23 protein-coding genes and 2 tRNA genes are annotated in these 24,122 nt (G+C 67.0%); 19 read left to right on the top strand and 6 right to left on the bottom strand.

Going from position 1 to position 24,122, the window contains the following annotated elements; translation table 11 throughout:
• The first annotated feature begins 1 nt into the window (after position 1).
• Together RG19_RS10835 and RG19_RS10830 are read left to right on the top strand one after the other, a co-directional pair.
• On the top strand, positions 2 to 637 hold the full coding sequence (locus RG19_RS10835) for a glutathione S-transferase N-terminal domain-containing protein (protein WP_058835278.1): 636 nt from the start codon (positions 2 to 4) through the stop codon (positions 635 to 637).
• Positions 638 to 696: 59 nt separating this feature from the next.
• Positions 697 to 1,143: a ClpXP protease specificity-enhancing factor gene (locus RG19_RS10830; protein WP_058835277.1), complete on the top strand. Its 447-nt coding sequence runs from the start codon at positions 697 to 699 to the stop codon at positions 1,141 to 1,143.
• Between the two features lie 140 nt (positions 1,144 to 1,283).
• Here the strand turns inward: RG19_RS10830 and RG19_RS10825 are convergent, their stop codons facing one another.
• The 3 genes from RG19_RS10825 to RG19_RS10815 all read right to left on the bottom strand — a co-directional run bounded on the left by RG19_RS10825 (position 1,284) and on the right by RG19_RS10815 (position 2,993).
• The gene (locus tag RG19_RS10825) at positions 1,284 to 1,613 is read right to left on the bottom strand and encodes a DUF3301 domain-containing protein (protein WP_058835276.1); all 330 of its coding nucleotides are present in this window, start codon (positions 1,611 to 1,613) and stop codon (positions 1,284 to 1,286) included.
• Positions 1,614 to 1,848: 235 nt separating this feature from the next.
• The gene (gene nadC, locus RG19_RS10820; protein ID WP_058835275.1) at positions 1,849 to 2,718 is read right to left on the bottom strand and encodes a carboxylating nicotinate-nucleotide diphosphorylase; all 870 of its coding nucleotides are present in this window, start codon (positions 2,716 to 2,718) and stop codon (positions 1,849 to 1,851) included.
• Positions 2,715 to 2,993 carry a Trm112 family protein gene (locus RG19_RS10815; RefSeq protein WP_058835274.1) on the bottom strand — a complete coding sequence of 93 codons (279 nt, stop codon included), beginning with the start codon at positions 2,991 to 2,993 and terminating at the stop codon, positions 2,715 to 2,717. Before RG19_RS10815 ends, nadC begins: the two co-directional genes overlap by 4 nt.
• A gap of 118 nt (positions 2,994 to 3,111) precedes the next feature.
• Between RG19_RS10815 and purE the strand changes: the two genes are divergently transcribed.
• Together purE and RG19_RS10805 are read left to right on the top strand one after the other, a co-directional pair.
• Positions 3,112 to 3,636 carry a 5-(carboxyamino)imidazole ribonucleotide mutase gene (gene purE, locus RG19_RS10810; RefSeq protein ID WP_058835273.1) on the top strand — a complete coding sequence of 175 codons (525 nt, stop codon included), beginning with the start codon at positions 3,112 to 3,114 and terminating at the stop codon, positions 3,634 to 3,636.
• Positions 3,633 to 4,784, top strand: coding sequence for a 5-(carboxyamino)imidazole ribonucleotide synthase (locus RG19_RS10805; RefSeq protein ID WP_058835272.1), 1,152 nt, complete (start codon positions 3,633 to 3,635; stop codon positions 4,782 to 4,784). The genes purE and RG19_RS10805 overlap by 4 nt, the downstream gene beginning before the upstream one ends.
• A gap of 7 nt (positions 4,785 to 4,791) precedes the next feature.
• On the opposite strand, the gene RG19_RS10800 is transcribed toward RG19_RS10805, so the two are convergent.
• A complete protein-coding gene (locus RG19_RS10800) occupies positions 4,792 to 5,388 on the bottom strand; it encodes a Fe-Mn family superoxide dismutase (protein WP_058835271.1) in 597 nt (198 codons plus the stop codon).
• A 122-nt stretch (positions 5,389 to 5,510) separates the two neighbouring features.
• Here RG19_RS10800 and grxD point away from each other — a divergent pair, with 122 nt between their 5' ends.
• From grxD to RG19_RS10740, 12 genes are all read left to right on the top strand, one after another.
• A complete protein-coding gene (gene grxD / locus RG19_RS10795; RefSeq protein ID WP_058835270.1) occupies positions 5,511 to 5,837 on the top strand; it encodes a Grx4 family monothiol glutaredoxin in 327 nt (108 codons plus the stop codon).
• A gap of 2 nt (positions 5,838 to 5,839) precedes the next feature.
• Positions 5,840 to 6,586, top strand: a complete 747-nt coding sequence (locus tag RG19_RS10790) for an SDR family NAD(P)-dependent oxidoreductase (RefSeq protein ID WP_238376694.1) — start codon at positions 5,840 to 5,842, stop codon at positions 6,584 to 6,586.
• On the top strand, positions 6,583 to 7,188 hold the full coding sequence (locus RG19_RS10785) for a YhgN family NAAT transporter (RefSeq protein ID WP_058835269.1): 606 nt from the start codon (positions 6,583 to 6,585) through the stop codon (positions 7,186 to 7,188). Before RG19_RS10790 ends, RG19_RS10785 begins: the two co-directional genes overlap by 4 nt.
• Before the next feature lie 294 nt (positions 7,189 to 7,482).
• Positions 7,483 to 10,704 carry a TonB-dependent receptor gene (locus tag RG19_RS10780; RefSeq protein ID WP_058835268.1) on the top strand — a complete coding sequence of 1,074 codons (3,222 nt, stop codon included), beginning with the start codon at positions 7,483 to 7,485 and terminating at the stop codon, positions 10,702 to 10,704.
• 111 nt (positions 10,705 to 10,815) lie between these two features.
• Positions 10,816 to 12,198 carry a nucleotide 5'-monophosphate nucleosidase PpnN gene (ppnN, locus tag RG19_RS10775; protein ID WP_058835267.1) on the top strand — a complete coding sequence of 461 codons (1,383 nt, stop codon included), beginning with the start codon at positions 10,816 to 10,818 and terminating at the stop codon, positions 12,196 to 12,198.
• Positions 12,199 to 12,505: 307 nt separating this feature from the next.
• Positions 12,506 to 13,030 carry a GspH/FimT family pseudopilin gene (locus RG19_RS10770; protein ID WP_058835266.1) on the top strand — a complete coding sequence of 175 codons (525 nt, stop codon included), beginning with the start codon at positions 12,506 to 12,508 and terminating at the stop codon, positions 13,028 to 13,030.
• Positions 13,027 to 13,563 (top strand): type IV pilus modification protein PilV, encoded by a 537-nt coding sequence (gene pilV / locus RG19_RS10765; RefSeq protein ID WP_058835265.1) that lies wholly within the window; start codon positions 13,027 to 13,029, stop codon positions 13,561 to 13,563. The genes RG19_RS10770 and pilV overlap by 4 nt, the downstream gene beginning before the upstream one ends.
• A gap of 23 nt (positions 13,564 to 13,586) precedes the next feature.
• The gene (locus tag RG19_RS10760) at positions 13,587 to 14,732 is read left to right on the top strand and encodes a PilW family protein (protein ID WP_157515239.1); all 1,146 of its coding nucleotides are present in this window, start codon (positions 13,587 to 13,589) and stop codon (positions 14,730 to 14,732) included.
• Positions 14,733 to 14,805: 73 nt separating this feature from the next.
• A complete protein-coding gene (locus tag RG19_RS10755; RefSeq protein ID WP_425599699.1) occupies positions 14,806 to 15,288 on the top strand; it encodes a PilX N-terminal domain-containing pilus assembly protein in 483 nt (160 codons plus the stop codon).
• A 10-nt stretch (positions 15,289 to 15,298) separates the two neighbouring features.
• Positions 15,299 to 19,234: a pilus assembly protein gene (locus RG19_RS10750; protein WP_058835262.1), complete on the top strand. Its 3,936-nt coding sequence runs from the start codon at positions 15,299 to 15,301 to the stop codon at positions 19,232 to 19,234.
• Positions 19,231 to 19,680, top strand: a complete 450-nt coding sequence (locus tag RG19_RS10745; RefSeq protein WP_058835261.1) for a type IV pilin protein — start codon at positions 19,231 to 19,233, stop codon at positions 19,678 to 19,680. The genes RG19_RS10750 and RG19_RS10745 overlap by 4 nt, the downstream gene beginning before the upstream one ends.
• A 46-nt stretch (positions 19,681 to 19,726) precedes the next feature.
• Positions 19,727 to 19,803 (top strand) — tRNA-Asn (locus RG19_RS10740).
• A gap of 141 nt (positions 19,804 to 19,944) precedes the next feature.
• Here the strand turns inward: RG19_RS10740 and RG19_RS10735 are convergent.
• Positions 19,945 to 20,457: a GspH/FimT family pseudopilin gene (locus RG19_RS10735; protein ID WP_058835260.1), complete on the bottom strand. Its 513-nt coding sequence runs from the start codon at positions 20,455 to 20,457 to the stop codon at positions 19,945 to 19,947.
• A 226-nt stretch (positions 20,458 to 20,683) separates the two neighbouring features.
• On the opposite strand from RG19_RS10735, the gene uvrB reads away from it, so the two are divergent.
• Together uvrB and RG19_RS10725 are read left to right on the top strand one after the other, a co-directional pair.
• Positions 20,684 to 22,708 carry an excinuclease ABC subunit UvrB gene (gene uvrB / locus RG19_RS10730; protein ID WP_058835259.1) on the top strand — a complete coding sequence of 675 codons (2,025 nt, stop codon included), beginning with the start codon at positions 20,684 to 20,686 and terminating at the stop codon, positions 22,706 to 22,708.
• 159 nt (positions 22,709 to 22,867) lie between these two features.
• A tRNA-Val gene (locus RG19_RS10725) sits at positions 22,868 to 22,942 on the top strand.
• Positions 22,943 to 23,132: 190 nt separating this feature from the next.
• Here RG19_RS10725 and RG19_RS10720 read toward each other — a convergent pair.
• Positions 23,133 to 23,327, bottom strand: a complete 195-nt coding sequence (locus RG19_RS10720) for a hypothetical protein (RefSeq protein ID WP_058835258.1) — start codon at positions 23,325 to 23,327, stop codon at positions 23,133 to 23,135.
• A gap of 550 nt (positions 23,328 to 23,877) precedes the next feature.
• Here RG19_RS10720 and RG19_RS10715 point away from each other — a divergent pair.
• On the top strand, positions 23,878 to 24,105 hold the full coding sequence (locus RG19_RS10715) for a hypothetical protein (RefSeq protein WP_157515238.1): 228 nt from the start codon (positions 23,878 to 23,880) through the stop codon (positions 24,103 to 24,105).
• Positions 24,106 to 24,122 lie beyond the last annotated feature (17 nt).

Below are 24,122 nucleotides of genomic sequence, written 5' to 3'. Positions count from 1 at the left end.
AGTGGCGTCGAGTCCGCGTATGCGTCATGCACTGACCCTGTTTTCCGCCGTCGACGATGTGCTGTGTCATCGCGTCCGTCTGGTGCTGTCGGCCAAGGGCGTCAACTACGATCTGATCCCGGTCGATCCGCAGGATCCGCCCGAGGATCTGATCGACCTCAACCCCTACCACTCGGTCCCGACCCTGGTCGAGCGCGATCTGGTGCTCTACGCGGCCTCGGTGGTGTGCGAGTACATCGACGAGCGCTATCCGCATCCGCCGCTGATGCCCATCGATCCATTGTCCCGGGCGCGCCTGCGGCTGGCGATGCTGCGTCTGGAGCACGATTGGGTGCCGCAGATCCAGGCGATCCAGTTCGGCAACAAGCAACAGGCCGATGCCGGGCGCAAGCGCCTGCGCGAACTGCTCACGGCGTCCGTGCCCTTGTTCAAGGCGAGCAAGTTCTTCCTGAGCCCGGAAATGAGCCTGGCCGACTGCGCGATCGCCCCCATCATCTGGCGGCTCGAATCGCTGGGCGTGCCGTTGCCCAAGGACGGCAAGGCGATCGAGGACTACGGCAACCGCATCTTCCGCAATCCGGGCTTCGTGCGCAGCCTGACGCCGCAGGAGCGCAATCTGCGCGATATGCCGGTTTGACGCCCGCCTTCCGGTCTCCACGTGCTGGAAGCCCTCCGTCCAGCCGCTACACTGCATCGATGAACGAACCCCAGTTGCCGCAAATGACCAGCCACCGTCCGTACCTGTTGCGGGCGTTGTACGAGTGGATCGCCGACAACGGCATGACGCCGCACATCCTGGTCGATGCGACGCAGCCCCACGTGCGGGTGCCGCCGCACACGGTGAAGGACGGGCGGGTCGTGCTCAATATCGCCGAACGGGCGGTTGCGCGGCTGGACATGGACAACGACAGCGTCCGGTTCACCGCGCGCTTCGGCGGTGTGAGCCAGCCGGTCGATGTGCCGATCTCCGCGGTCCTCGCGGTCTATGCGCGCGAGACCGGCCACGGCATGGTGTTGCCCGACGACATCGGCGGGCATGCCCCCGACCCCGACGACGAGCCGCCATCGCCCGACGATCTCCCGCCCGAGCCCGAGGGCGACGCCGCACCGAAGCGCGGTGCGCACCTGCGTGTGGTGAAGTAGACGGCCGGACCGACCGGGACGGAAAGACCCGGGCTGATCGGATCCGAGTCGGGGCGCGCTGCGCCGTACTGCATTCGCCAGAGCTCCGGATGTCCCCGCGCCGCGGTGTCGGAGGCCGCATGGATGCGAACGTGCCCCGGTCAGCGCATCGCCTCGACAACCTGCTCGCCGCCGATCGGCCCCACGAACGCCACCAGTTCCTCGCCGTGCAGCACCAGGCGGCCGACCGAGCGCTCGACGCCGTCGCCGGAGTACTCGAAACGGAAACTGCGGGCCACGCCGAGCCGCCCGTCGTCCCGGCGGCGCAACTTCAGACCGCTGGCGTGCACGGTCTGGTCCAGCCACTGCACGCCTGCCAGGCGGCAGGCTTCGCGGCCGATGCGCTCGGCCCGCTCGGCCGCGGCGCGACCGGCGCTCCACCACCCGAACGCGGCGGCGCCGAGAATCATGAGCACGGTGAGTTCCGACATGGCGCCAATGTGGCGGTGGTCGGGCAGGTGTGCAAGATGTTTCACGCCGGGCAGTCGGCCGGGGCGGCTCCGGCGTCGGCATCGGCTACTGCGAAAGCGCGCGCCCGTGCAGGCCGGTCGACGGCGGGGATGGCGACGAGCGGGGGCGGTTGATGCCTGGCCGGGCTCGCGGGACGCAACGGGCGGCACGGCGATCTTGCGGGAGCGGCCCGCGACATGGCGGGACCGCCTGACGTCAGCCTGGCGGCGGGCCGAGCTTCATCGACAGGTCGACCGCACGGACATGCTTGGTCAGTGCGCCGATGGAGATGCAGTCCACACCGTCCTCGGCAATCGCGCGTAGCGCGTCGAGCTGGACGCTGCCCGACACCTCCAGCGGGATGCGGCCCGCGTAGGGCGGCGCCTGCGCGATGCGGACCGCCTCGCGGCGCGTCGCGGCGTCGAAGTCGTCGATCAGGATGCGCGTGCAACCGGCATCCAGCGCTTCCCGCAGCTGGTCGAGGGTTTCCACTTCGACGATCAGCGGCAGGTTCGGCGCATGCGCGCGCGCCGCGGCGATCGCGGCCGTGACGGAGCCGGCGACGCGGACGTGGTTCTCCTTCAGCATCACCGCGTCGTACAGGCCGATGCGGTGATTCTCCCCGCCACCGGCGCGCACGGCGTACTTCTGCGCGAGGCGCAGGCCGGGCAGGGTCTTGCGGGTATCGAGGATACGTGTGCGCGTGCCGCTCACGGCCCGCACATGGGCGGCGGTGGCGGTCGCGGTGCCGCTCAGCGTCTGCATGAAATTGAGCGCGGTGCGCTCGGCGCTGACCAGTGCGCGGCTCCGGCCGCTCAGGATCGCCAGGACGCTGCCGGCGGCGACCTGCTCGCCTTCATGAGCCTGCCAGTCGATGCGGACGTCGGGATCCAGTCGCCGGTGCACGGCATCGAACCACGGACCCCCGCAGACGACGGCGTCTTCCTTGCACAGCAGATAAGCGGTTTCGGGGACATCCGGCAGCAGGGCGGCGGTGGCGTCGCCGTCGCCGAGGTCCTCGGCCAGCGCGCGGGCGACGTCCGCCTCGATCGTCTCCTGCGGCGGGGGCGACAGCGATGCGTTCATCGGGCCGGGGCGGCAGGGAATCCGTCGGCCTGATCGGTGGCGATGGCCTCGTCGGCCAGCAGCACCGGGATGCCGTCGTCGACCCGGTAAACGCGCTTGTGGTCGCGGGTGACGAGGGCCTCTTGCAATCGGACCGACTGTGCGCTGCCGTCCGCGCGCTTCAGGGTGCCCGCGTCGATCGCGCGGTTGAGGGCGTCGAGGCCGGGCTTGTCGAGCAGCGACAGCGACTGGTGGCTGGCGGGGCAGACGAGAAGATCGAGCAGCTTGCGGTCCATGAGCGAAGGCGGGCAGATCGGGGGGAGGCAGTGTAGCGCGGCGCGTGTCGACGACCGACCGCCGGCACGCGCCGCGCCACTGGCCTAAAATGGACGTTTCGTTCCGGAACTCCCCAGCATGTCCGCCAATGCTTCCTCGCCGCTCGTCGGCATCGTGATGGGCTCCCGGTCCGATTGGGACACCATGCGCCACGCCGCCGACCGCCTGGAGATGCTGGGCGTGCCGCACGAGGTCCGAGTGGTTTCGGCCCACCGGACCCCTGATGCGATGTTCACCTACGCCGAGCAGGCGCAGGCACGCGGGCTGCGCGCGATCGTCGCCGGCGCCGGCGGCGCCGCGCACCTGCCCGGCATGCTCGCGGCCAAGACACCGGTGCCGGTGCTCGGCGTGCCGGTCCAGTCGAAGGCGTTGAGCGGGCTGGATTCGCTGCTGTCGATCGTGCAGATGCCGGCCGGAATTCCGGTGGCGACCTTCGCCATCGGACAGGCGGGCGCGGCCAACGCGGCCCTGTTCGCTGCGGCCATGCTGCACGACCAGCCGGAGGTCCTGGCGGCGCTGGCCGCGTTCCGCACCCGGCAGACCGACGACGTGGCGCGCCACGACGACCCGCGTGTCGAACTGCCGGCCAAGGGGTTCGCATGACCACCGTCGGCATCCTCGGTGGGGGCCAGCTGGCGCGGATGCTGGCGCTGGCCGGCGCGCCCCTGGGGCTGCGGTTCCTGGTGATGGACACGGTGGCCGATGCCTGCGCCGGGCAGTTCGCACCGCTGCTGGTGGGCGACTATCGCGACGAGGCCGCACTGGCCGAGTTCGCGGACCGCGTGGACGTGGCGACCTTCGATTTCGAGAACGTGCCGGCCGAAAGCGCGCGCTGGCTGGCACAGCGGGTGCCCGTGTTTCCCGGGCCCGACGCATTGGGCGTGGCGCAGGATCGCCTGGCGGAGAAGTCGCTGTTCCGCGCGCTCGATATTCCGGTGCCCGATTTCGCCGACGTGCCCACGCGTGCCGCCCTCGATGCCGCGGTGGCGCAGGTGGGATTGCCGTGCATCCTCAAGACCCGGCGCCTGGGCTACGACGGCAAGGGCCAGTTCCGGCTCAAAGTGCCGGCCGACCTGGACCGTGCCTGGGACGCGCTGGGCGCGCAGGCCGGAAGCGTGGGCTTGATCGTCGAGGCCTTCGTCCCGTTCGAGCGTGAGCTCTCGGTGGTGGCGGTACGCGGCCGCGATGGCGATTTCCGTACCTGGCCGATCACCGAGAACTGGCATGTCGACGGGGTGCTCTCGGCGAGCCTGGCGCCGGCCGCGGTGACCCCGGATCTCGTCGAGGCCGCGCAGGCGCACGCCCGTGCGCTGGCCGAGCGGCTGGACTACGTGGGCACGTTCGCACTGGAGCTGTTCCTGCACGATGGGCGGTTGCTGGCCAACGAGATGGCGCCGCGTGTACACAACTCCGGGCACTGGACGATCGAAGGTGCGGAGATTTCGCAGTTCGAGAACCACCTGCGCGCGGTCCTCGGCCTGCCGCTGGGCGCGACGACGATGCGTGGGCATGCCTGCATGCTGAACTGGGTCGGGGCGATGCCGGCGCACGGCCCGCTTCTCGACGCACCGGGCGGACATTGGCACGACTACGGCAAGTCGCCACGCGAGGGCCGCAAGGTCGGCCACGCAACCGTGCGCTGCGACACCGCACCGATCCTGACCGAGACGCTGGAGCGGGTCGGCCGTGAGCTCGGCCGCGAGACGCAGGTGGCGCCGGTGATCGCCCGGCTGCGCGAAGGGCGGGCGTAGCCGCTCCTCAGGCGGCAGGCTTCGCCATGCGCGAGGCCACGTAGCGCCAGTTCACCAACTGCCACCATGCAGCGAGATACTTCTCGCGCTGGTCCTGGTAATCCAGATAGTAGGCGTGCTGCCAGAGGCTGCAGGCCAGCAGCGGGCGGTCGGGCCCGGTCAGCGGGGTGGCCGCGTTGGCGGTCGCCGCGATCGCGAGTCGGCCATCGGTGCGCTGCAGCAACCAGACCCAGCCGGCGCCGAACCCGCGCAGTGCGATGGCCTCGAATTGCCGACGGAATCCGGCGAAATCGTCGAAGCCTGCCGTCAATGCCTCGGCGAGCCGTCCGGCCGGCTCGCTGTTGCCTCCGGCCGCGGGCGGCTGCAGGCAGCGCCAGTACAGGTCGGTGTTCCAGGCCTGCGCCGCGTGTTCGAACAGCCGGCCCTGGGCCTGGCGCACGACGTCTTCGAGCGACGCATCCGCCAGCGGGCCACCGGCGACCAGCGCGTTGACGCGCTCGATGTCGGCCACGAGGAGGGCGTAGTGCTGCTCCACCGCGTCGCCGGACAGGTGCGGCTCGAGGGCGGTGCGATCGTAGGGGAGGGCGGCGGTTTCGATGGGCATTGCGCGGCGCGCGGGGTAGCGCGGTCGGGAGCGCTTACAATGGCGGATTCTAATCCAGGCGGTGCGGCCGGTCTTCGCGCGATCTTCGCGCAGCGGCGGCACGCGGCGACGCAGGAGCAGTCATGTCGGTGATGCAGCGCATCCAGGACGAAATCGAGGCCCATCCCATCGTGCTCTTCATGAAGGGCACGCCCGAGTACCCCATGTGCGGTTTCTCCAGCCGGGCGCTCGAGACCCTGCGCGCGGCGGGGCTGGAGGCCGAGGGGTTGCGGGTGGTCAATGTCCTCGAGGATCCGGAGGTGCGCGCCAACCTGCCCCGTTTCTCCAGCTGGCCGACGTTCCCGCAACTGTTCATCCATGGCGAGTTGATCGGCGGCTGCGACATCACCGTCGAGCTGCACGAATCCGGCGAGCTCGCGCGGATGGTGGCGGAGGTCCAGAAGGCGTGAGCGTGTCCGCGCCGGTCGAGCTGTCCATCGCCACCCGTCCGCTGGCCGGGCGGGTCGTGCTCGTGTCCGGCGCTTACGGCGGGCTGGGCCGGGCCGCCGTGGAAGCCTGCGCAGCCGCGGGTGCGCGCACGGTGCTGCTCGGACGCAAGGTGCCGCGGCTCAACCGCGTGCACGATGCGGTGGTGGCCGCAGGCGGCGAGGCGGCGTTGTATCCGCTCGACCTGGAAGGCGCCGGTGCCGACGACTACGCGGAACTCGCGCAGCGCATCGGCGATGCCTACGGGCGCCTCGACGGGCTCCTGCACTGCGCGGCGGACTTCCGTGGCCTGACACCGTTCGAACATGCCGATCCTGCGCTCTTCGCGCGCGCGCTGCACGTCAACCTGACTGCGCGCTGGTGGCTGACCCATGCGTGCGTACCGCTGCTGCGTCGTGCGAACGACAGCGCAGTGGTGTTCGTCGTGGACGATGCCGCACGCACGTCGCAGGCGTTTTGGGGCGGCTACGGCGTGGCCCAGGCCGGCGTCGAAGCGGCGGTGTCCATGCTGGCTGCGGAGCTCGCCAACACGCCCGTCCGGGTCAGCGGCCTGCGGCCGGGGCCGATGCGGACATCGCTGCGGGCGCGGGCATACGTGGAGGACGACGACGGCCTGTCTCGCGACCCGGCCGACTACGCGCAGGCCTGCGTGACCTTGCTGTCTTCCGAAGGGGCCGCCCATCGCGGCCGGATCTGGAGCCCGCCGGCGTGACCATCGCTTCGGCAGCGCTGCTGCTGTTCCTGATCCTCGACCCGCTGGGCAACATCCCCGTGTTCCTCAGCATGCTGCGGCGGCTGCCGCCGAAGCGGCAGCGGATCGTGCTCGCGCGCGAACTGATGATCGCGCTCGTCGTGCTGATGCTGTTCCTGTGGGGCGGGCAGTACGCGCTCGAACTGATGCACCTGCGGCAGGAGTCGGTGTCGATCGCCGGCGGCATCATCCTGTTCCTGATCGGCATCCGCATGATCTTTCCCAGCCCGCAGGGGTTGATGGGCGAGATTCCCGACGGCGAGCCCTTCATCGTCCCGATGGCGATCCCGCTGGTGGCGGGCCCTTCGGGCATGGCGGCGGTGATGCTGATGGGCAGTTCCGAGCCCGACCGCCTCGGGGAGTGGAGTCTCGCGTTGATGATCGCCTGGGGCGCGAGCGCGGCGATCCTGTTCTCGTCGACCTACCTCTACAAGCTGCTCGGCATGCGCGCACTGACCGCGATCGAGCGCCTGATGGGCATGCTGCTGGTCGCGATCTCGGTGCAGATGTTGCTGGACGGCATCGCCAGCTACCTGGGCGGCGTAGGGACGCCGCCCGCGTGATGACCGCGTGACAGGCACTTAGCGCGCCTTTCTCACCTCCAGCGGAAAATCTGAGCCTATTCATGACCTTGCGCGACGTCGTACACGTCACGACGCTGTCATCTGTGACCGATAGCATGTTAATCTGTTGTTAACGGCGGACGCCCAGTCACGCGTCCGCAGGGAAGACCGGGGGACTTCAAGCGCTGTACGCCGTCCATGACCGACGCCACGCCGTGGCGTTTTCGTCGTTCCTGATCGCCACCCAGATTTCTTCAACGCTTTCATCCAACGTTCCTCTCGAGGCTCATCACCATGACTCCGAACCACCGCGTCCGCCTGTCCCGGTTGTCGCTCGGTCTGATCGCTGCGCTCGCCGCGGCGCCCGCATTCGCGCAAAGCACCTCCGCCGGCCTGGGCGGCCAGGTGATGGGTGCCGACGGGCAGCCCGTCGTCGGTGCCGAAGTGACCATCCGCCACGTCGAGTCCGGCACCACCAGCCGTGCGACCACGGACGCCAGCGGTCGTTACAACGCCCGCGGCCTGCGCGTCGGTGGCCCGTACACGATCACCATCAACAAGTCCGGTGAAGGCACCACGACCGAGGACAACGTCTTCCTCAACCTCAACCAGGTCAACCAGGTCAACGCCCAGTTGCGCGGCGACGTGACGACCCTGGACACCGTGACCGCCTACGGCGTGTCGGGTGCCGTGGACGTCTTCAGCGCGACCAAGATGGGCACCGGCTCGAACGTGACCCGCGAGGTCATCGACGCGCTGCCGTCCGCCAACCACAACATCCAGGACTACATCCGCCTCGATCCGCGCATCTCGCAGGTCTCGAAGGCGGACGGCGCGATCTCGGCCGGTGGCCAGAACACCCGCTACAACGTGATCCGCATCGACGGCCTGTCGGTCAGCGATCCGTTCGGCCTGGAAGCCAACAATCTGCCGACCGAACGCCAGCCGGTGTCGATGGCCGCGATCCAGGAAATCAACATCGACCTGGCCAACTACGACACCACCATCACCGGCGGCACCGGTGCGGTGGTCAACGTGGTGACCAAGTCCGGCACCAACGAGTTCTCCGGCGAGGTCTACGGCAGCTACCGCGACGGCGACTGGGTGCGCAGCAACCTCCGCAACGTCGAGTTCAACGGTTTCGACGACGAGAAGACCTACGGTGCGGCCTTCGGTGGCCCGTTGCTCCGCGACCGCCTGTTCTTCTTCGCCAACTACGAGAAGAACACCCGTAGCGCGCCCGGCGTGAGCGAGGGCGGCACGCCGTTGGCCACGGGCCGCATCACCGATGCCGACATCGCGCGCGTCCAGCAGATCGCCTCAGGTTACGGTCTGCCGGCCGGCTCATTCGACGAAGTGGGCAGCCGCACCGAGCTCGAGGAATACGCGCTCAAGATCGACTGGAACATCAACGAGAACCACCGCGCCATGCTGCGGTACTCGAACTTCGACCAGATCCAGCCGCGCTTCCCGCAGATCACCAATTCGGCGATCTCGCTCAACAGCTTCTGGTACGACCAGGAGAAGAGCTTCGACAGCTGGGCCGGTGAACTCTTCAGCGACTGGAGCGACGTCTTCAGCACCGAGTTCCGCGTGTCCAACCGCGAATACACCTCGGTGCGCCAGCCGTACTCCGAGGGCCCGCAGGTCCGCGTCCGCTTCGGCGAGGATTCGATCTACCTCGGTACCGAGCAGAACACGCACACCAACGTGCTCGAAACCGATCAGTGGAGCGCGTCGCTGGCGGGTTACTTCTACGCCGGTGATCACACCCTGAAGTTCGGTGCCGACTACGAATACAACGACATCTTCAATTTCTATGGGCGCAACCTGTTCGGCGTCTACGACTTCGCCAACGTCGACGCATTCGCGTCCGGTACGCCGACCAGCTACCAGTTGCGCGTGCCCAGTGGTCCGGGCAGCATTCCGGCCGAGTACAAGACCCAGAACCTGGGCTTTTTCGTGCAGGATACCTGGGCGGCCACGTACAACCTGACGCTGACCTACGGTCTGCGCTGGGACCGTCCGAGCTGGAGTGCGCAACAGGTGTTCCAGCCGCGCATCATGGAACTCTACGGTGTCGACAACACAGTGACTGCAGGCAGGAGCCTGTGGCAGCCGCGCTTCGGCTTCAACTACACCTTCGACAGCGATCGTCCGACCCAGCTGCGGGGTGGCTTCGGTCTGTTCCAGGGGGCGGCACCGAACGTCTGGTTGTCGGGCGTCTATTCGAACAACGGCGCCAATTATCTTGAGTACGACGTCAACAATTCGACCGGCGCGCTCGTTGGCGCCCTGACGCCCGATGTCAGCGCCTCGAACCCCTACATTCCGCCGGGCGGTCCCGCTGCCGGTCGCCTGAATGTCGACGTGCTCGAGCCGGGCTTCCGTCAGCCGTCGTCGTGGAAAGCCAACATCGCGTTCGATCACGAGTTGCCGTGGTACGGCATCGTCGCATCGGCGGAGTATCTCTACACGAAGGTTAACGATGCTGTGTATTTCGAGCGTCTGGACATCGGCGATCCCACCCGCCTTGGACCGGATGGGCGCGCGATGTATTGGAACGGTGCCGGCCTCGACAGCGCGAATGCGTCCACTGACTCCCGGACGGGCGTCACCAGCATCCAGAACGGCCGCAATGGTGTGAGCAACCGTGCCGATCGGCCAGGCGACATCGGCGACGTGCTGATCGGCCGCAACACCAGCAGCGGTTACAGCTCGCAGGCGACGTTCTCTCTGCAGAAGCCGTTCAACGACGGCAACTGGAACTGGTCGCTGGCCTACACCTACACCAATGCGCAGGAAGTCAGCCCGCTGACCAGCTCGCAGAACACCTCGAACTGGAACAACACGCTGAGCTTCCAGGCCAACGACCCGATGAGTTACAACTCGCGCTACGCGATCAAGGACCGCTTCAGCGCGATCCTGTCGTGGCAGCACGCGTTCTTCGGCGACTACCAGACCAAGGTCTCGACCTTCTACGAAGGCCGCTCGGGTCGTCCTTACAGCCTGGTGTACTTCAACGACGCCAACGGTGACGGTGCCGGCACGAATGATCTGTTCTACGTGCCCAATGGTCCGGGCGATGTGCTCTTCACTGGCGGTGCCGAGATGGAGCGCGCGTTCTTCGAATGGCTGGACCAGAACCCGCACGTCAAGAGTCATCAGGGTGGCGTGGCGCCGGCCAATGCGTTCCGCGCCAAGTGGGTCAACAGCTTCGACGTGCGCATCAGTCAGGAACTGCCCGGCTTCTTCCAGGGTCACCGTTCCGAGATCGCGCTCGATATCTTCAATATCGGCAACCTGATCAACAGCGACTGGGGTCTGATCGACGACTACGGCTTCTTCTCGACGCAGCGTGTCGCGAACTATGCCGGCATCGATCCGGAGACGGGCAAGTACGTGTACGACTTCACCCGCCCGGACAGCGCCGCGATCCAGGAAAACAACAACGACAAGGGCAACACCGCGGTCAGCCGCTGGTCGGCGATGCTGAGCTACCGCTACCGCTTCTGATCCACCGTCGTACGCTGAACTGGAAACGGCCGGGCCTTGTCCCGGCCGTTTCCTTTTGCGCCGACCGCTGCGCTACAGTGCGCCGGCTCAGACGACAAGAAGAAGACGAGAATGACGGACCAGAATGGGGTGGCGACCACGCTGCCGGTAGTGAACGCGCGGATCTACCCGCGTGGCGGGTTGGATATCCTCTCCCGCGAGGAAGTCGCCCGGCTCAAGGGCGCCTCCGGTGGCGGCATGCACGATCTGCTGCGGCGTTGCGCGCTGGCGGTGCTGACCAGCGGCAGCGCCAGTGACGATCCGCGCGCCGCCCAGGAGCTGTACCCGAGCTTCGATATCCAGGTGACCCAGCAGGACCGCGGCGTCCGCATCGACCTGCAGAACGCGCCGGCGATGGCGTTCGTCGACGGCGAGATCATCCGCGGTATCGCCGAGCTGTTGTTCGCCGTGGTCCGCGACCTGGCCTATCGCGCCATCGAGCTGGACGAAGGACGCGAGGCGCAGGATTCGGAAGGCATCACCAACGAGATCTTCGGTTTGCTGCGCAACGCGCGTCTGCTGCAGCCGTCGGACCCGAACCTGGTGGTGTGCTGGGGCGGGCACTCGATCAACCGCGACGAGTACGACTACACCAAGCTGGTCGGCTACGAGCTGGGCCTGCGCGGTTTCGATATCTGCACCGGCTGCGGGCCGGGGGCGATGAAGGGGCCGATGAAAGGCGCCAACGTGGCCCATGCCAAGCAGCGCCGCTATCAGTCGCGCTACATCGGCATCACCGAACCGGGGATCATCGCGGCGGAATCGCCGAACCCGATCGTGAACCACCTGGTGATCATGCCGGACATCGAGAAGCGGCTGGAATCCTTCGTCCGCCTGGGCCACGGCATCATCGTGTTCCCGGGGGGCGTGGGCACGGCGGAGGAGATCCTGTACCTGCTCGGTCTGCTGATGCGCGAGGAGAATGCGGACGTGCCGTTCCCGCTGATCCTGACCGGGCCGACGGCGTCCGCGCCGTATTTCGAGCAGATCGACCAGTTCCTGCGCCTGACCCTGGGCGAGGCGGCCACTTCGCGCTACGAGATCATCGTGGCCGATCCGCAGCAGGTGGCCCGGCGCATGGCCGAAGGCATCAAGAAGGTGCGCGAGCACCGCATCCACCAGAAGGATTCGTTCTACTTCAACTGGTCGATGACGATCCCGCTGGAGTTCCAGTCGCCGTTCGAGCCGACCCACGAGGCGATGGCTGCGCTCGACCTCAACCCGGGCCGCAAGCCGCACGAGCTGGCCGGCGACCTGCGGCGGGCGTTCTCCGGCATCGTGGCCGGCAACGTCAAGGAGGACGGCATGCGCCGGGTGGAAGCCCACGGGCCGTTCCAGATCCACGGCGATCCGGCGATCATGCGCGCCCTCGACGCCCTGCTGCAGGCCTTCGTGGCCCAGCGCCGGATGAAGATCTCCGGGCAGTATCGGCCTTGTTACGAGGTGGTGGTCTAGGTCGGCCACCCCGTCGGCGCGCGTCCACCGCACGCCGGCAGCCGGCCTTCCAGTGGTCGAGGGCGAGCTGGCGCGCTCGTATCCCTATGAGTGACGGACACCGAGGCTGGTCCTCGTCGTGCAGGCATGTCCTGAATCACAGAAGTGCGCCCAACGGATGGTGGTCGTCCACCCTCCCTGGCCGGGAGACAGCCGCCCGCAGCGTTCGTCCGGACCGGACGACCGTTCGTCCCCGTCCCGCTTGAACAGGCGCTGGCGGGGGCTACCCTGTCGGCTGGGATGGGAGCCTCCGAAAGGTGTGCGCCGTATGGGCGAGAGGGGATTCACGCTGGTGGAACTGATGGTGACGATCGCGATCCTCGCGATCGTCATTGCCATCGCGTTCCCCAATTTCGAAGGCACGATGCGCAGTAACCGTGTGGCCACGACCACGAACGAGCTGATCGCCTCGCTGTCGCTGGCGCGCGTCGAGGCGTTGCGCAGCCCCGGCGGTGCCGGCATCTGCGCCAGTGCGGACGGCACCGCCTGTTCCGGCACGTGGAACGACGGCTGGCTGGTATGGATCGATGGCGACGGCGACGGCACGCTTGGCGGAGAAAACGACCAGGTGCTCCGGGTCGTGGACGCGCGTCGGAAGATGGAGGTCGAGGCGACGACAGGTGCCGGTGCCGGGACCGCGACGACCCTCGCATTCGATCAACGCGGGCGTGCCGTGGTGCCACGGACCTTTCATGTGCAACCGGATGTCTGTCCCGACGGTCAGGAGCTGCGCAGGAAATTGACCGTGAACGCAACCGGTCAGGTGACCGTGGAGAGGGAGCTCTGCGAATGAACAGTAGGAGACAGCCACCCCGACGCTTCGGCACGCTTCGCGCGGCACGGGGCTTCAGCCTGATTGAGGTCCTCGTCGCCCTGGTGATCCTGGGCGTCGGCCTGCTGGGCTTCGCGCTGCTGCAGACGATGAACCTGCGTTTCGCCCAGAGTGCGAACCAGCGCACCCAGGCGACCAACCTCGCGTACGACCTGCTCGATCAGATGCGGGCGAACCGCTACCAGTCCGCGTACTACACCGGCTCGTCCGGGGCAGGCTTCGTCCCGGGCTCGATCGATGCCGATGACTGCGGCGGAAGCGGTGCGCCAGCCAGCCAGCCGATCGGTGAGGTCACCATCGCCGGCAATGTGCTGCGCTGGCAGTGCCAGGTGCTGCAGACGCTCGGCCCCAGCGCGGGTGCGAATGTGAACTTCCTGTCCGATGGCCAGATTTCGGTGTCGGTGTACTGGGCCGACGAGCGTTGGAGTCCGGACAACTGGGATACGGGCAATGCCAACGTGCAGGGGTCGTTCGAAGTGGTGAGCCGGCTATGAGGCCTGGACGTTCTACTCATCCGATGGCGGGCGTGTCGCTGATCGAACTGCTGATCGCGCTGTTGATCGGTTCGTTGCTGATCCTCGGACTGGTGCAGGTTTTCGGTGCTTCGCGCACGGCCTACCAGACCTCGGAGGGACTGGCCCGGGTGCAGGAGAACGCGCGGTTCGCGCTGGATTACCTGCAGCGCGACCTGCGCATGGCCGGGCACTTCGGGTGCGTCAACGACCAGGCGCATTTCATCGTGGGTGAGGGTGATCCAGTCAACCGATTGGGCACGGCCACTGGCCCCAACCAGATCCTAGATTTCAGCGTCTCCGTGCAAGGCTACGAGGCGACCGGGACGGCACCGGGAGACGATGTGACGCTGCGTGCCGGTGCGGCGACGTGGGTGCCTGCATTGCCTGCAGAGATTGAAGGCCTCAATCCGGAGCTGACCGCTGGCAGTGACATCATCGTGCTTCGTTTCTTCGGTGCCCGGGGCACCCAGGTCAACGGGGTGACGAGTGCGGGTGTCGTGACGATTCCGGTCGCAACCGGCGCCACGACGGACGGCTGGGAGGTCCTCACTGATGAAGGCGTCGGCGCTCCAACGATGTTCGGCATCGCCGACTGCTCGTTCGCCGATGTGTTTCCCGGAAGCGGAGGGACGGGCAGCGTGATCGCCACGGGTTCGGGCGCGACCGCGCTTGCTGACCGCTACACACCGTCGCCACAGGGGCAGACGAGCCTGTATCGGGCCAATGTTCTCGTGTACTACGTTGCACCCGGGGCATCCGGCTTGCCGTCGCTGTATCGCGCACGCGCCAACAGTGGCGGTACGTTTGACCCAGGGCATATCGAAGAGCTGGTGGAGGGCGTGGAGAGCCTGCAACTGATCTACGGGCTGGACGAGACCCCCGATATCTCGCAGGACAGCCCGCCGCTCGGCAGCATCAGCGATTACGTCACCGCCGCCACGCTCGGCGAGGATGCCGCGCAGTGGCGGCGCGTGGGCGTGGTGCGTGCGGGGCTCGTGGTGGGCAGCCCTTCTCCTGCGGCCGTGCAGACGGCGGACGCCCTGGACGTCATGGGCGTGAGCTTCCACCCGCCCTCGGCCAACGACACGCACTATCGCGCCGGCTACCAGGCCACGGTCGCGGTGCGCAACCGCCTGTTCGGGAACTGAGACGATGACGCGATCGCTACGAGTTCTTCCAGGTCGCAGGGCGTTCCGAGCGCCACGCCGGCAGCGGGGTGCGGTGCTCTACATCGCCCTGATCATGCTGATCCTGCTGGCGCTGCTCGGTGTGGTCGGCCTGCAGGTGGTCGGCATGCAGGAACGCATGGCGGCCGGCTACCGTGCGGTCAATCTGGCGTTCCAGAACGCGGAAGGTACGTTGCGCAGCAACGAGTGCCTCATCCAGGCATTCGAGGATCGCACCGACACCTCCGGATGCGCCGGTGCCGTCGAGGCCGTGGTCACCGAGGCCGACATCAACCGGCGCTGCGACGAGGGCTTCGACACCTCGAGCTGGGTGGCGAACCAGAACATGGAGGGCGCGCCCGCCGTGAACGTGCGCCAGATCGACCAGTGCGTGGTGGGCGAGTCGCCCGTCGCCATGGGGCTCGGCCCGACCGGGAACGTGGCGCCCATTCGGATCTACCAGATCACCACCTACAACGTCGATTCGACCACGAACCACACCTCCGCGGCCGCGGTCGATTCGATCTACAAGCTTTGAGGGGAATGCGATGCTTCGTCGTCGGATGATGCTGCCCATGGTGGCGGCGCTCGGTCTGGTCGCCGGAGGCGCCTACCTGGCGTACTCGGTGTTCGCCGCGCAGGCGCGTCCTGGCGATGCGCTGGCGCAGGCGCCACTCAATACCCAGGTACAGGTGCCGCCGGCCTTCATCATGGCGGTGGACGATTCCAACTCGATGACCTTCGAACGGATCTTCCCCGGCGGCGACGGCCGCATGCTCTGGAACAGCAGCAACGGCAGTTTCTTCAGCAGCAGCGGCGTGTTCTTCAACGTGGGCCCGGCGTGCGCGAACAACTCGGTCGACTGCTATCTGTATCTCTTCCCGCACGATGGCTTCAACTCATCATACAGTCCGGGGCGGGCGATCCCGCCGCTCGATGCGTTCGGGTTCGCGCGTTCGCACGCGTACAACGCAGGTTATTTCAATCCGGCTGTTGTGTACGAGCCGTGGCGCAACGCCGATGGTGTGACCTCCTGGCCCAATGCCAGTCCGACCGCAGCCCGCGCCGATCCGCGCGCGCCCGGGACCTACGGCAGTTCGTTCACGCGCGCCTACAACGTCACCTACGACCTGACCAGTAACCGGGCGACGAACGAACCGTTCCAGATGGTCAGCGGGATGACGATTCCAAATCTCGCCGGTCGAGGAATGCGTTACCGGACGACGGCGAATGGCACCTGGAACACCGGCGCCACGACGATCAGCGGCAATCCCGCGTACGGATTCGATTACTTCCCGGCCACCTTCTATCTCCCTGCAGCGAACGCGGCGCCCGCGGGCTATCGCACCGCCGACGCCAACCGGCCGATCGTCAACAACGCGTGCGGCCCCGGCTGCAACATGCGGCGCTACGAGATCAAGCCCGCCAATTACAACTCCACCGCCGAATACGACGCGGCCATCCAGAACTTCGCCAACTGGTTCCAATACCACCGCAACCGGCTGCTGTCGATGGTCGGTGCAATGACCCACTCGGTGGCGGGCGTCAACAACATGCGGGTCGGCTACTTCACGATCAACAATCGCGTGAACGTGACCATGCACGACCTGCCTGCTGCACGGACCAACCTCTACAGCAGCTTCTACGGCTTGCAGGCCGGCCTGCTGGCGCTGGGGTCGGGCGGCGGCACCCCCAACCGCGATGCGGTGTCGCATATGGGCGAGCAGTTCCGCCGGACGGGGGCCGGTGCGCCGATCACCTACGCCTGCCAGCGCAACGGCGGCATGCTGTTCACCGACGGCTTCACCAACAGCGGCAATGGCCCGACCAATGTGGGCAATGTCGATACGAACATGGGATCGCCGTTCGCTGATAATTTTTCCAACACGATCGCCGATATCGCGGCCCGCTATTACGTCAGCGGTACGGGAGCTTCGGGGCAAGGTGTTGCGCCGCTGCGTACTGGTACAGGTTTTCCGCCAGGACGTGTTCCGGTACCGCCCGGCTGCAGCGCGGCAAATCCGAGCTCGCGGTTAAACTGCCAAGCCGACCTGCACATGAACTTCTATGGCGTGACGCTGGGGGCGCGTGGCGCGATCTACGACGTCAACCAGGCAGCGACTCGCGATCCGTTCGGCAATCCGCCGAACTGGAATGCCGCAGGGAATCCCCGCGACTCGGATGGCGGCCCGACGGTGGACGAGATCTGGCACGCCTCGCTCAATACCCGCGGCGAGTTCATCAATGCGAACACGCCGGCGGACATCACCGCGGCGATGCGGCGCATCCTCGCGTCGGTCAGTTCGGGCGCGTCACCTTCGGGGGGTATCGCGCTCAGCGGGGCGCGGATTGGCCCTGGGTCGCTCGCGGTAACGCCAGCTTACTCGGTGACCAATCAGGGCACCGACTGGTCGAGCACGCTGACCGCCGAGCGTGTGCTGGTTGGTGCGAATCGCGTCGCGCGGTTCGAGAACGCGTGGGAAGCGTCCGCCCGCATGCGAGTGCAGGGTGCGGCGGCACGCAACGTGTTCTTCGCGCGTAACGGCCTCGATACACCGAACGACAACACGGTCGTGCAGTTCAATGCCAGCAACATTTCCAACCTGAATGTGCTGTGCCGCAAGCCGGGAAGCCTGTACGAGAACATGCGTACCTGCACGGCGGCCAACCTCGCAGCGTTGAACGTGAACGTGTCTCAGGCGCTGAACTATCTGCTCGGCACCACGACACTGGAAGTCCGCAATGGCGGGCGGCTGCGCGACCGCACGACGGTGCTCGGCGATATCGTGAACTCCACTCCCGTAGTCAGCGCGCCGACCGACGACTACGGGTACCGTGGGCTGCCCACGGTCAACAACGTCAACTATGGCAGCACGTACGGCACCTATTTGAGCCAGAAGGCCAGTGCGGATCAGAACCGCCGGTACATGGTGTATGCCGGCGCCAACGACGGCATGCTGCATGCCTTCGACGGTGGTCTGACCGCGGCCATGGCGCGCCGGAACGACGCACCCGACGACCAGGGTGGCCGCGAGAAGTTCGCCTACATTCCCGCGACCTCGATCGGCCACATGGGCAATCTGCTGCTGCCTTACAATGCGGCCGATCAGAACAACCAGGCCTTCCAGCACCGTTACTACGTGGATGGGCCGGTCGTGGTGTCGGATGCCTACCGGCCGAGCAACGGCTGGAGCACGGTGCTGGTCGGCACGTCCGGGGCAGGTGGCCGCTCCGTATTCGCGTTGGACGTCGCCGCTGCGTCGCGCTCGGCGGGCTCGTTCTCGGCGAGCGACCGGCTGTGGGAAATAAGCGACATGAACACCTCGCTGCCGCAGGAGGTGCGCGACAACATCGGTCACGTGCTGGGTCGCCCGGTGATCGTGCCGGTACGCGCCAACAACGGAAGTGTCAGCTGGAAGGCGATCTTCGGCAACGGGTACAACAGCGCGAGCGGTAAGGCGGTGCTGTTCGTCGTGGACATCGCCTCGGGCACGCCGACGATCCGGATGATCGAAGCGCAAGAACCGGCGAATCCCAATAGCCGTGCGAATCCGAACGGACTGGGCAACATCGTCGTGGTCGACCGTTGGCGTCGTACGGGCAATGGCTGGGCCGCCGGCCCGGACGGGTTCGCGGACACGGTGTATGCAGGCGACCAGAAGGGCGCGTTGTGGAAGTTCGACCTGACCTCGACCGCGACCTCGGTGACGCAGCCGGTGTTCGTGACCCAGACCCAGGGTGGATTCCGCCAGCCCATCACCGGCGGTATCGCCGCCACGGCCGGCCCGGCCGGCGGCGTGATGCTCCTGTTCGGAACCGGCAGCTTCTCCTTCTACGACGACCCGGCCGATACTTCGACCCAGTCCGTCTATGCGGTGAACGACACTTCGGTCGGAGTGCCGTCGTCGACCCTCAACAGCAGCAATCTGGCGCGCTCCACGGTCGGAAGCGCCACGGGTGGCGGACGCATAGTGACTCGACCGGGTTCAGTGCCTACGACGTCACGTGGTTGGTACTTCGATCTTCCGTCGCGCGAGCGCGTGATCGGTTATCCGACCGTGACCAGCGGCAATGTGTTCCTGCCGACCTATGTGCCCGACCCGAACGCGAGCGGGTGCTCGGCGGGCGGCAGCAACTGGTTGTTCGGCCTGAATGCGAGAACCGGTGCGCCGGCCCTGTCGAGCGTGCGTGATGCCCCCGGCGGTAATGCCATGTTCGATGCTGACAATGTCGCCGGCGTCGAGCTGACCCAGGAGGACGGCACCAGCATCAGCGCGCCGGTCCGGGATGTGGCGGTGATGACGTTGCCAAGGACGCCGCCGCCGGGGTTGCCCGAGCCGGGTGGTCCCGGCGAGCCTAGCGGCCCGGGCGATCCACCCGATCCGGCCGATCAGCAGTGCTGGATGGTGGTGTCCGTCGCGGGTGCGAATCCGATGTATCTGAGGTATCCCTGTGGCCGCCAATCCTGGAGGCAGGTGCAATGACCGGAACGACAGTGGCAGCCCGGATACGGTCGCGTGCAGGACGGGCGAGGGGCTTCACCCTGATCGAACTGATGATCGCGGTGGCGGTCATCGCGATCCTGGCCGCCATTGCATACCCGGCCTATCAGGAGCAGGTGCGCAAGTCGCGGCGCGCGCAGGCCAAGGCGGATCTGGTGGAACTGGCGCAGATGGCCGAGCGCCACTACACGGTCAACAGTTCGTACGCCAGTTGGACGCCCGCGTTCACCCAGTCGCCCAGAGAGGGTGTCGCGCACTACACCATCGCCACAAGCGGCGTGAGCCCCAGCACCTTCACCTTGACTGCGACGCCGACCAGTGCTGCGCAGTTGCCCGACAGATGCGGCGCGCTGGGCCTCACCAACACCGGCAAGAAGACACACACGACAGGCGAGAGCGCAGAGTGCGATTTCGGCTCCAGGCCTTGATCTGCCGCTTGACCCGGCGCCCGGAGCCTCTACAATACGCGTCCCCGCCCGAATAGCTCAGCCGGTTAGAGCACTTGACTGTTAATCAGGGGGTCGTTGGTTCGAGTCCAACTTCGGGCGCCAGATTTCGTAGACAGGCCGCGGCGATCCGCGGCCTGTTTGCGTTCTGGGACATCAGATTCCCAGTCGGGCAGGGAGGGCGGTGTGGCAAGGCTCGACGTGGGCGGGTGGTGCGCCGAGGTCCAGCACGCCCGACCAGTCGAGTCAGTCGCAATGCGACTGGACCGCTTCGCGTACGGTCCGGACACGTCCGAGATTGTTCACAACGACGCTGCCGGCCTGGGTCCGGTTCCGGCACAGGTGAACGCTCAGATTGGTGCCCGCTGCGCGGCCATCGGGCTGGAATCTGACCATCGTTCGCGTGGCGTGTGCCCGGTGCAGGCGTGGGCCGTGGGTGACACGGAGAAGCGTGTCCTTGGCCCCGAGCTGTCCATTCCGGTCGGCATCCACGAAGACGATCCAGCCGTTCGACCAGTCCCGGCTGCGGGCGCACTGTTGCTGGCCGTCGTCCGCGCAGACGACCACGGACTGTCTCCGGGTGACGGCGCTGCTGCGCGCGAACGCGAAGTCCGCGCCCAGCTGGTGGCGGCTGGTCTGCGTGCGGACATCCGCCAGCATGCCGGCGAAACCGGGCAGGCCGATGGTGACCAGAATGGACACGATTGCCAGTGTGACCAGTGCCTCGGCGAGGCTGAATCCCCGGGCGTGCGACGACATGGACAGCCTCCCTGCTGACCGTATTCATGCTGAGGTTCCTATGCTGGTCGCCGCTCGGCGGCACGACGATCGGCGAGGCGCGCACCGGGCTGTCGGACAAGGCCCCGCCCAGGTGTCGGTTCTGTTTCAGCTCAGCCGGAATCTCAGCTCAGCCTGATTCCGTGGGTCCGTCACGCCTGATGAGATCCGTTTCACTACACTGATCGATTCCCGGAGCCGAGCCCCCATGCGCGATCCGCAGCAGCGTCCCTTTCAATTGGTCTCTCCCTACGCCCCCGCCGGCGACCAGCCGCGCGCGATCGAGCGGCTGATCGAGGGCTTCGAGTCCGGCCTCGCACGGCAGACGCTGTTGGGCGTGACCGGTTCCGGCAAGACCTACACCGTCGCCAACGTGATCCAGCAGGTGCAGAAGCCGACCCTGGTGATGGCGCCGAACAAGACCCTGGCCGCGCAGCTGTACGGTGAGTTCAAGAGCTTCTTCCCGCACAACGCGGTCGAGTACTTCGTCAGCTACTACGATTACTACCAGCCCGAGGCCTACGTGCCGGCGTCGGACACCTTCATCGAGAAGGACAGCTCGATCAACGATCACATCGAGCAGATGCGGCTGTCGGCGACCAAAGCGCTGCTGTCGCGGCCGGATGCGTTGATCGTGGCGACCGTGTCGGCGATCTACGGCCTCGGCGATCCCGAGGATTATCTGAAGCTGCGCCTGATCCTGGCCCGCGGCGAACGCATCGAGCAGCGGGCGCTGATCCGCCACCTCACCGAGCTGCAGTACACCCGCAACGACACCGAGTTGCGACGCGGCAGCTATCGCGTGCGCGGCGAGATCATCGACGTGCACCCGGCCGAGTCCGACGAGGAGGCGCTGCGGATCGAACTGTTCGACGGTGAGATCGAGAACCTCAGCCTGTTCGATCCGCTCACCGGCGAGGTCCGCCAGAAGGTGCCGCGCTACACGGTCTATCCGAAGACCCACTACGCCAGCACCCGCGAGAGCGTGCTCGGTGCGATCGAGACGATCAAGGTCGAGTTGAAGGAGCGGCTGGAGCAGTTGTACGCGCAGAACAAGCTGGTCGAGGCGCAACGGCTCGCGCAGCGCACGCAGTTCGACATCGAGATGATGGCCGAGGTCGGCTTCTGCAACGGCATCGAGAACTACTCGCGCCACATGACCCGTCGCGCCGCCGGCGAGCCGCCGCCGACGCTGTTCGACTACTTGCCGCCGGATGCGTTGCTGGTGCTCGACGAGTCGCACGTGACCGTGCCGCAGATCGGCGGCATGTACAAGGGCGACCGCTCGCGCAAGGAAACGCTGGTGGAGTTCGGCTTCCGCCTGCCGTCCGCGCTGGACAACCGGCCGTTGCGTTTCGAGGAATGGGAGGAGCGCGCGCCGCGGATGATCTTCGTGTCCGCGACGCCCGGCAAGTACGAGCTCGAGAAGTCCGAGGGCGAGGTGGTCGAGCTGGTGGTGCGGCCGACCGGGCTGATCGATCCCGAGGTCGAGATCCGTCCGGTCGGCACCCAGGTCGACGATCTGCTGAGCGAGATCCACGAGCGCGTGGGCATGGGCGACCGCGTGCTGGTCACCACGTTGACCAAGCGCATGGCCGAGAACCTCACCGAGTATCTGGGCGAGCACGGCGTGCGTGTGCGCTACCTGCATTCGGACATCGACACCGTCGAGCGTGTGGAGATCATCCGCGACCTGCGCCTGGGCCGGTTCGACGTGCTGGTCGGCATCAACCTGCTGCGCGAGGGGCTGGACATGCCCGAGGTCTCGCTGGTGGCGATCCTGGATGCCGACAAGGAAGGATTCCTGCGTTCGGCCGGCTCCCTGATCCAGACCATCGGCCGTGCCGCACGCAATCTGCGCGGCAAGGCGATCCTGTACGCCGACTCGATCACCCGCTCGATGCAGGCCGCGCTGGACGAGACCGATCGCCGTCGTCAGAAGCAGGTCGACTACAACGCTGAACACGGCATCACGCCGAAGTCGGTCGAACGGGCCATCGTCGACATCATGGAGGGTGCGCGTCCCGAGCCCGGCGAGAAGAAGGGCCGTGGCCGCAGCCGTCGCGTGGCGGAGCCCGCCGAGGACTACGCCACGCTGGATGCCAACCAGGCGGCCGCCAAGCTGAAGGCGCTGGAGCAGAAGATGTACCAACACGCGCGCGATCTCGAGTTCGAGGAGGCGGGCCAGATCCGCGACGAGATCCGGCGGCTGAAGGACGCGACGCGGGGCTAGGGCGGCCGTCGGGCTCGCGGCATCCGAAGCGCGGGCCCGTCTCGCAGCAATCGGTGGCCACGCGTGGCTTGTGGGGCTCTGCCGGCTGGGATAGAATGCGCGGCCCGATCAGACGCGACAGCGCGATGATCGGATCGGTCGGGTCGAAGCCCGATCCACGGGCGGTTAGCTCAGCGGTAGAGCACTACCTTGACATGGTAGGGGTCACAGGTTCGAACCCTGTACCGCCCACCACTCGAAACCCGGTTTCAACGACGGTTTCGGTGGTCCCGGACCATCCCGGTCCGGTCGCATACGGACCGCGTATGTGCGCTTTCTTTCTTTTTTCGGCATCACGTGCGGTTCCCGCGCCCGCGCCTGTAACCGGTGGTCCTCCATCGAGATGGCGCCGATGAGTGCGTTGGCGGCACCGCTGCCCGCCTGCTCATCCCACCTGCATGCGGGTCGCCACCGGTGGGGGCTGTACGACGGCTGCCTCATCGCCCCACGTCTCGATCGACGTCGTCGCGTCGGCAGCGCTGCGGTCGCTCAACCGCGCGATGATCACTGCCGCCGCGATCGCGAGCAGCACGAAGAAGAAGAACCGCCATTGCCCGTTCGGATTGCCGCCAGACTTCATGTCGCCTCCGGATCCGCGCGCGGTGCGCGTAGGAGGTGCCAGTATCCTGTGGTCGGAAGCGATGCCCGGGTGAACGCCATCGGATGCGCACTCCCGACGCGCGAGAAGGTGCAAAGGCCCGGTGTTGCCGCCGCTGTGCCTTCCGGCAGCACGTACTGGCCGGTAAGACCGTGGCGTGCCGCCGCGTGCCCGGCGCAGTGCGTTGAGGCAGCATGGCGTCCGCCACCATGTCGCGCAGGGTGAGGGCGGTCGCGCTGAACCTGGCGCTTTCCTCGGGACGTCTCTCCTCGAGCCATTGGTGTGAGCGATCGTGGCCTCGGGATCGCTCGGCGCGGCAGTGGTGTGCTCGCGATTGGATGCCGGGGCGGTGTGCGCCCGTGTTCGTGCCGGCCTCGATGGCGAGACGCCGTTCGCGCGATCCGCTACCCGCGACAGCGGCTTCGGTCCGGGCGTAGGCTGGCGTGGTCCGGCGGCATGACGCGTCGTCGGTCGGCCGGCGGCGGAGCCGCCAGGTGCCGGTCATCCTTCTTCTGGCGGCATGGAGCTGAACATGAAGACGACAATGAAGCGTGGCGTGTTGGCCGGGGTGGTGTTGGCGCTGTCGTGCGCGGGACAGGCGATGGCGTACGTGCCGCCGTCCACGGCATGTCAGGTCGACGGTCAGGAGACGGTGACCCGGGAAGCCGATCGGACCGTGTACTGGATCTGCGACGGCACGGCCTGGCGCGCCTGGAGCGTGTACATCGACAACGGCCACTGCGAGTTGATCTTCGGCTGACGGCCGCCACGGCGCGT

It is taken from the genome of Luteimonas abyssi (genome assembly GCF_001482195.1).
GTDB lineage: Bacteria > Pseudomonadota > Gammaproteobacteria > Xanthomonadales > Xanthomonadaceae > Luteimonas > Luteimonas abyssi.
This window is presented reverse-complemented; position numbering and strand designations above follow the sequence as displayed.